Annotated in this window: 1 protein-coding gene and 3 tRNA genes; all 4 read left to right on the top strand. The window is 55.4% G+C overall.

Annotation, left to right across the window (positions count from 1 at the left end):
* Positions 1-366: 366 nt before the first annotated feature.
* Positions 367-452, top strand: a tRNA-Tyr gene (locus AC1Q7Q_RS40350).
* 63 nt (positions 453-515) lie between these two features.
* Positions 516-589: transfer RNA gene (locus tag AC1Q7Q_RS40345), tRNA-Gly, on the top strand.
* A gap of 45 nt (positions 590-634) precedes the next feature.
* Positions 635-709: transfer RNA gene (locus AC1Q7Q_RS40340), tRNA-Thr, on the top strand.
* 43 nt (positions 710-752) lie between these two features.
* The coding region (locus AC1Q7Q_RS40335) for a GTP-binding protein (RefSeq protein WP_492376850.1) at positions 753-1,027 on the top strand (275 nt) is incomplete at its 3' end.

The following is a 1,027-nucleotide window of genomic DNA, read 5'->3' as shown; positions in this document are numbered from 1 at the left end:
AAAGTAGGTAATCGCCAGGCTCTCCCTTGAAACCCCCCAGTACGAAAGTACTGGGGGGTTTTGCTTTTGCGGCTGCGGTTTTGCGCGATCAGGCTCTAGCAGCGTCCAAGCCGCCAGCCTGGCGAGCCAGTTGGCCGAAATCGACGTCAAAGCAAGGCCCGAGAGGCCGCCAGACGCCGTTTTAGAGCCTCTGGCGAGCCCCTATAGGGTGAAGGTGTTCTTTATTGAACGCCGACGATGATGGTGCGATCGGGCAGCTTAGCTGGTGCCAGGTCAACGCTCCGAAGTCTGTCCTTCCCTACTTTGCATAGTACGGAAAGTGCTTGACAGCCAAGGAAAGTTACACCATAATCAGAAGTTCACTGCGGAGAGGTGCCCGAGTGGCTAAAGGGGGCAGACTGTAAATCTGTTGGCTTACGCCTACGTTGGTTCGAATCCAACCCTCTCCACCAAGAATTGCAAAGCAGTAGTGAGTACCCGGCAGGTGTCGGTGAAGCAGAAAGCGTGGTAACCCGGCGGGTGTAGCTCAATGGTAGAGCAGAAGCCTTCCAAGCTTACGACGAGGGTTCGATTCCCTTCACCCGCTCCAGATTGCCCGGGTTCTTGCAGTTCTAAAAAGCAGCATTCAAGTTTCGCCCATGTGGCTCAGTGGTAGAGCACTCCCTTGGTAAGGGAGAGGTCGGCAGTTCGATCCTGCCCATGGGCACCAAATACCGCACTAGCAATATCGCTACCGACACAGGAGTCGCGAAATGGCAAAGGAAAAGTTCTCGCGGACTAAACCGCACGTGAACGTTGGTACGATCGGTCACGTTGACCATGGTAAGACCACCCTGACGGCAGCAATTGCTACGGTGCTGGCAGCCAAGTTTGGCGGTTCGGCCAAGAAGTACGACGAAATCGACGCAGCGCCGGAAGAAAAGGCACGCGGTATTACCATCAACACCGCACACGTCGAGTACGAAACGGCTAACCGCCACTACGCACACGTTGACTGCCCGGGCCACGCTGACTATGTGAAGAACAT

It is taken from the genome of Cupriavidus sp. GW823-FHT07A04, assembly GCF_058794615.1.
Note: the sequence above shows the minus strand (reverse complement) of the source record. Positions and strands in the feature narration are given on the sequence as shown.